This is a genomic window from Gammaproteobacteria bacterium (assembly GCA_016199745.1).
GTDB lineage: Bacteria > Pseudomonadota > Gammaproteobacteria > Acidiferrobacterales > Sulfurifustaceae > JACQFZ01.
The window spans coordinates 1-5,391 of the sequence record JACQFZ010000019.1; the positions used below are offsets into that span (position 1 = coordinate 1).

6 protein-coding genes are annotated in these 5,391 nt (G+C 56.5%); 2 read left to right on the top strand and 4 right to left on the bottom strand.

Going from position 1 to position 5,391, the window contains the following annotated elements; all coding sequences use genetic code 11:
- Nucleotides 1-215 (top strand): COX15/CtaA family protein (locus tag HY308_04290; protein ID MBI3897501.1); only part of this gene is annotated, 215 nt, incomplete at its 5' end.
- A gap of 224 nt (nucleotides 216-439) precedes the next feature.
- Entirely contained in the window at nucleotides 440-832 is a 393-nt protein-coding gene (locus HY308_04295; GenBank protein ID MBI3897502.1) for a helix-turn-helix domain-containing protein, read from the top strand.
- A gap of 669 nt (nucleotides 833-1,501) precedes the next feature.
- On the opposite strand, the gene HY308_04300 is transcribed toward HY308_04295, so the two are convergent.
- The 4 genes from HY308_04300 to HY308_04315 form a co-directional block, all read right to left on the bottom strand.
- Nucleotides 1,502-1,879, bottom strand: a complete 378-nt coding sequence (locus HY308_04300; protein ID MBI3897503.1) for an ankyrin repeat domain-containing protein — start codon at nucleotides 1,877-1,879, stop codon at nucleotides 1,502-1,504.
- A 20-nt stretch (nucleotides 1,880-1,899) separates the two neighbouring features.
- On the bottom strand, nucleotides 1,900-2,475 hold the full coding sequence (locus tag HY308_04305) for an RHS repeat-associated core domain-containing protein (protein ID MBI3897504.1): 576 nt from the start codon (nucleotides 2,473-2,475) through the stop codon (nucleotides 1,900-1,902).
- 308 nt (nucleotides 2,476-2,783) lie between these two features.
- A complete protein-coding gene (locus tag HY308_04310) occupies nucleotides 2,784-3,920 on the bottom strand; it encodes an RHS repeat protein (GenBank protein ID MBI3897505.1) in 1,137 nt (378 codons plus the stop codon).
- A complete protein-coding gene (locus tag HY308_04315; GenBank protein ID MBI3897506.1) occupies nucleotides 3,917-5,317 on the bottom strand; it encodes an RHS repeat protein in 1,401 nt (466 codons plus the stop codon). Before HY308_04315 ends, HY308_04310 begins: the two co-directional genes overlap by 4 nt.
- Nucleotides 5,318-5,391: the final 74 nt, after the last annotated feature.

The following is a 5,391-nucleotide window of genomic DNA, read 5'->3' on the forward strand; positions in this document are numbered from 1 at the left end:
GGTACATGGTCGCGAGCGGGTTGGTGGATAACCCGCATGTCAGCCCGCATCGGCTGACGGCGCATCTCGGGCTCGCGGCGATTCTTTATGGATATATATGGTGGGTCGCGCTGGGGTTGCTGTATCCGGCGGCGGCGCGCGGAGTGCGGCGGTTTGCTTGGGCGGTGACGGGATTTCGTGCCGCAGGCACTACAGGGTCAGGTCTTGAAATATAAGATTTCGTCGTCGCGATTAACTGCCTTGCTCAGGGAGGCGGAGAGCAGATACTTATAATCCAAGACTTGACCCTATTTTTTCCCCCGGCTTCATCGAATCCCTAAGCTCCGTTTTTTTGAGTTTTTGGCCGAACCCTGTCAATAGGGTTTGAGTAAAAATAACTCGGGCGCTAGAGTACTCGTATTACGAGTCTTGTCAACTCTCACACTCAGAGGTGGGCCTTATGCTGATGACATCGCAATCAGAGTCGGTGGTGAGAGTGATGAGCCCGGATGAGCAACAGTTTTTAAAGGCGCTCGGTGGCCGCATCGCGAGCCTGCGCAAGGCCCAAGGTGTGAGCCAACGCGCGATGGCGGATGAACTCGGGATCGCGCAGCAGACCTACGCGCACTATGAAGTCGGGCGCATCCGCATGCCGATCGCCACGCTGCCGGTGATCGCGCAGTTCTTCGGTGTCAGCGTCGATGAACTGCTCGGACGCAAGAACGGCACGGGCAAGCGCGGACCGGCGCCGAAGTTGCAACAGCAGATCGAACGGTTAAGTCGGTTGCCGAAGGCGAAGCAGAAGTTTGTGATGGAGATGTTGGAGGGCGTGCTCAGTCAGGCGAGCCGCTAACGCCATGAAGTCGGCGCATTAATAACGACAAAGCCCGGTGCAAGACCGGGCTTTGTTTTTAATGGGAAGCGTCCCTGTTAATTGGTGACGGTCGGTATCGTCGTCGACGATGAGCGCGGGCGGTTAGGTGATAGACAGCGCCAGAGAATTCAAGGCGGAGGGGTCGAGCCATGGGTGGGGAAGGTAGCGAGTGAGTGCTTATAGTTCAAGACCTGACCCTATTTGCTCTTCGTTGGACCGCGACCGGCTTCTTGGAGGCAGAGAAGTCGTTCCACAAGATCCAAGGCGTGAAGGATCTTTGGGTGCTGGCGACAGCGCTTGGAAGAAACGAAAAATGCGTTGACGAAAAAAAGAACGTCGCTTAGTTTATGAACGACCGCCGTTCTGGCCTTCAACTAAAAAACGGACGCCGCCTCGTACTTGCCACGTTGATGCAATCTGCCGGCAGCATGAACTTCGCCCCGATTCGCTAGCTCTCTTAGATCGCGCAATTTGGCGGATCTGAGAGCAGCACCATCCATATGTTTAGTTTGACGGATAGATCGCTTCACCTTTCGGACCAGTGCACTTATATGTGCAATTAACCCGGATTTCGCTGCGCTCCATCCGGGCTACGCTTGCTACCGCGCTTCCTTGTTTGAGCATCGTTGGCACTCAATACAATCTGTACTACTGAAGCCGAGTTTGTGCTTGAAGCAGTTCCGCGATTTCGCGTTGCCCGTACTTATAGGCGAAATCGAGAGGTGTTTGACCGTCGTTATTAGACATGTCCGCACGCGCGCCATTATCAATCAATAATCTTGCAACGGCGGAATGCCCTTGAGCGATAGCATGATGCAAAGGCGTGTACCCATCTTCAACTTTAGCGTTTACATCTGCACCTGCTTCAATAAGAACTCTTACAGCTTGTGGGTCCCCCCACACCGTTGCTACTTTCAGTGGCGTATTTCCAAAGATGCCCCGCTGATTAACGTCTGTAAGTTCGGTTCCCAAAAACTCGGTGACTTCCTGTATTTTCGCCAGTACAGATTTAAGTGTTACGTCCATTACCCCACCTCATCTCGCGTCTAGTCTTTGCAACACTGTAGCGCTTTTTCGAGATTTTGGATTTGGTTGTCAATTTGATCCATCTGTATTTGGTGACCCGGATCGTAAAGTCCGCCGTACCATTTCCGTGTAAAGTTTTCTCGCGCCGCTTTGCATTGCTTCGCTTTATTTAGTTTCCATTTCAACAACTCGCATCCGGTAAGGTTAGGAGGAGGTGGCTGATCGCAAATGCGATGGTACTTGTCTCGATCACTGTCTTTACCGCCGGGGCCGGGCGCCGGACCAGGCCCCGGTGCAGGTTGCGGGACGGGTTGCATTCCCGGATCCGGGACGCCTGGCGGCAATGGCTCAGGTCCGGGCGCCGGGATCTTCGGTCCTGGCTTAATGATGATATCGATAATCGGTTCAATGATTGGTCTAACAAATAAGCCATCAAGATCGGTATAGCGCAGCGGATTTTGGTTTCCGTACCCATAGGTATTCAACCCACCATCGAGCCCAATCGGGTCTGACGTGATGTATCGCCCCAGCGTCGGGCTGTAGTACCGATTCCAGTTATAAAACAACCCACTCTCTTGGTCGTAGTACTGCCCCACATACCTCAAGTTAACCGTCGCCGTTCCGGTCGGATTGGTCTCCCCAAACGCCCTGCCCTCCCATCTCCAGACAACAGTAGTGTTGCTGGCGTTGGTGCCGAGTCGGGGGGTGCCTTCGTGGTCGGTGTGTAAGTACGTCAATGTATCGGTGTTGCCGCTACGTTTGACTTGTGCGATCGGGAGGTTGTCGGCGTAGACGTAGACGACTTTGACGGTGCCGGTGTTGCTGGTTTCTAGGATGAGGTTTCCTGTCAGGTCGTAGTGGTAGACGGTCGTGGTGTTGCCCTCGACTTTGCGGGTTCGCTGGCCTAGGTGGTTGTAGGTGTAGGTGCCATGCTGTTTGCCGTCCCGGTGACGCCGGTGATTCTGCCGAGGGTATCTCTTGGGTAAGTGACGACGCGGTTGTCGGGATAGGTGATGCTCTTTATCCGGTTGCCGGCGTCGTAGGTGGTTTGGGTGAGATACGTTTTCCCGAGCTCGGTTTTGCGCTGAGTTACTACGTTGCCGAAGGCGTCGTAGCCGTAGACCGTCGTGCCGGATTCGTCGGTGACTTGGCAGAGGCAACCTTTGCCGACGGTGCAGTTGGTGGCGGTGTCGTAGACATAGGTCACGTCGACGTCGGTCGGATGGTCGATCAGTTTGAGTCGGTTTAGGGCGTCGTAGGTATATTTGACGGTGATGCCGCGGGCGTCGGTAACTTGCTTTACGTTGCCGGCGTCGTCGTAGCTGTACGTGGTGGTGCCCCGATCCGGGCTCGTCTCTTTTAAGAAGTTGCCTAAATCGTCGTACTCATAGGTGGTGGTGGCGTTGTTGGACGCCTTCACTTGGATGAGTTGGTCGTTGGGGTTGTAGCCGTACGTTGTTATACCGCCGAGGTTGTTGACCGTTTTGATGAGGCGGTTGAGTGCATCGTACGTATGCGTCGTGGCGATGCCGCTACTGGCGGCGACCTGTTTGGGGTCGGTCTCTTTGGTTAAGTTGCCGATGGCATCGGTGAGTTGTTGGGTGATGGAACTCCCGGCGGTGACGGCGTTGACATGGTCACGCAGGTCGTAAGCCGTGTCGATCTGACGCACTAAGGTGCCGGCCAGGTCGTAGGTCGCTGCTTGGGTGCGGTTGCCTTTGAGGTCGTAGGTGTAGGTAACACGGTTGCTCTGATTGTCGGTAATCGAGGTGAGCTGTTGAGCAGCGTTGTAGGTGTACGTCAGCACAACGCCATCGGGTAACGTGACCGAGGTGACGTTGCCGGCGGGGTTGTAGGTGTAGCGCGTAACTCGGGCGGTGCCGGTCGCTGGCGTTTGGGTGACGGTTCGTACCTTGCCGCGTGGCTCGTAGTCGTAGACGGTCGTTAGGCCGTTGGGGTCGGTGATCTGAGTGACACGGCCAGCCGTGTCGTAACTGTCGTAGGTGGTGAGGTGGCCGACGGCGTTGGTGACGGACTTCAATTGGCCACAGGCGGTGCCGGTGGTGCAGTCGTAGTACGCCAGCGTGGTGCTGTCGCTGACGTCGGTTCTTGGGCCGTCGATGGTGGTGACTTGGCTGTTGGCGTTGTAGCCGAGTGTGATGGTGCGATTTGCGCGCTCTGTAAGACGCTCGGGGATTGGATGACGGTCGGCAGATCAAGTGTCGCCGATAGGTATTGGTAGGTGGTGGTACGGCTCGCGCTGGTGGTCTGCGGAGCGACGCAGGTGCCCGTTAAGCCTTCGGTCATCGACAGCTTTTGGTTGGCGCTGTTGTAGGTATAAGTGGTGACGCGGCCTTCCGGGTCTTTGCGACAGGTGATGTTGTTGTTGCTGTCGAAGGTCTGGGTGAGTGATTTGTTGTCACTCGTGTTGAGTTTGGCGATGAGGTTCTTCACGCCCAGGTTGGTTTGGAAGGTGAAGATGGAGCTGGTGTTGATGGCGTCGCGTACCGTGGTCTGCGTGTCGGAGTCGTACTGTAAGGTGGCCTTTTCTGCCCCGCCGGCATGTTCGGTCGAGATGGCTTTGCCGTCGGTGCCGTAGGTGTAGGTGCTGTAACGAGTAACGATGCTGGCGGTGTCTTTATAGGAGATGCCGGTTAGGTGATTCGGAAAGCTTGAATTCTCGTAGTGGTAGAGCTTGGCCGAGCCGTCGGGGTAAGTGACGTCGAGTAGGCGGTTGTTGCTGTCGTAGGTGTAGCCATAGACCTTGCCGTTGGGGTCGGTGACGGACGTGACGAGGCCGATGCTGTTGTAGGCGAGCACCAGACTGTGGCCGAACGGGCCGGTAATGGTGGCTAGCAGATTGGAGCTGTTGTATTGGTAGCTGGTGGTGCGACCGGCGCGGTCTTTTTCCCAGAGGAGTGCGCCGCCGCTGCCGTAGCGTTCGCTGGCACCGTTGTCGAAATAGACGGTGTAGCCGTTAGCATCGGGGATGAGGCGAATGGCGCTGTCGGCGTCGCCGCTGCAACTACTGGTGCTACAGGTGAAGGATTCGCCGCGGCCGCTGCGGCGGCGGAACGTGACGGTGTTGCCGCTGATGCTGAGGTGCCGATAGGCGCTGCCGCTCCAACCGATGCCTAGGCCGTAGGTGGTCAGTAGCTGACTGTTGTACTGGCGCGTGAAGGCCGGAATGCCGTCGCCACCGGGGTAGTCGGTGTCAGGTTGGGTTTTGTTGCCGGTGGCGGCGTTGCAGGGGTTGTTGACTAGCGGAGCCGTGGCGTCAGGCGACGTCGTGGAGCAGCCGCAGTCTTTGAGACAAGTGGGAAGTGGAGCGGCACAATCGGTGGCACCGGGGCCAGTCCATTGAGTACCGGCGGGGCATTGTGGCGCTGTGTACGTTAACTGATACCCAATGGCGGAGGCGCTACCGTTGCGGGACATAATGTAAGTGCCGGTACTGTCGGTGAAAGACCAATCAAAAACACAACCCGATCCGCTGCCGACATACCAAAAAC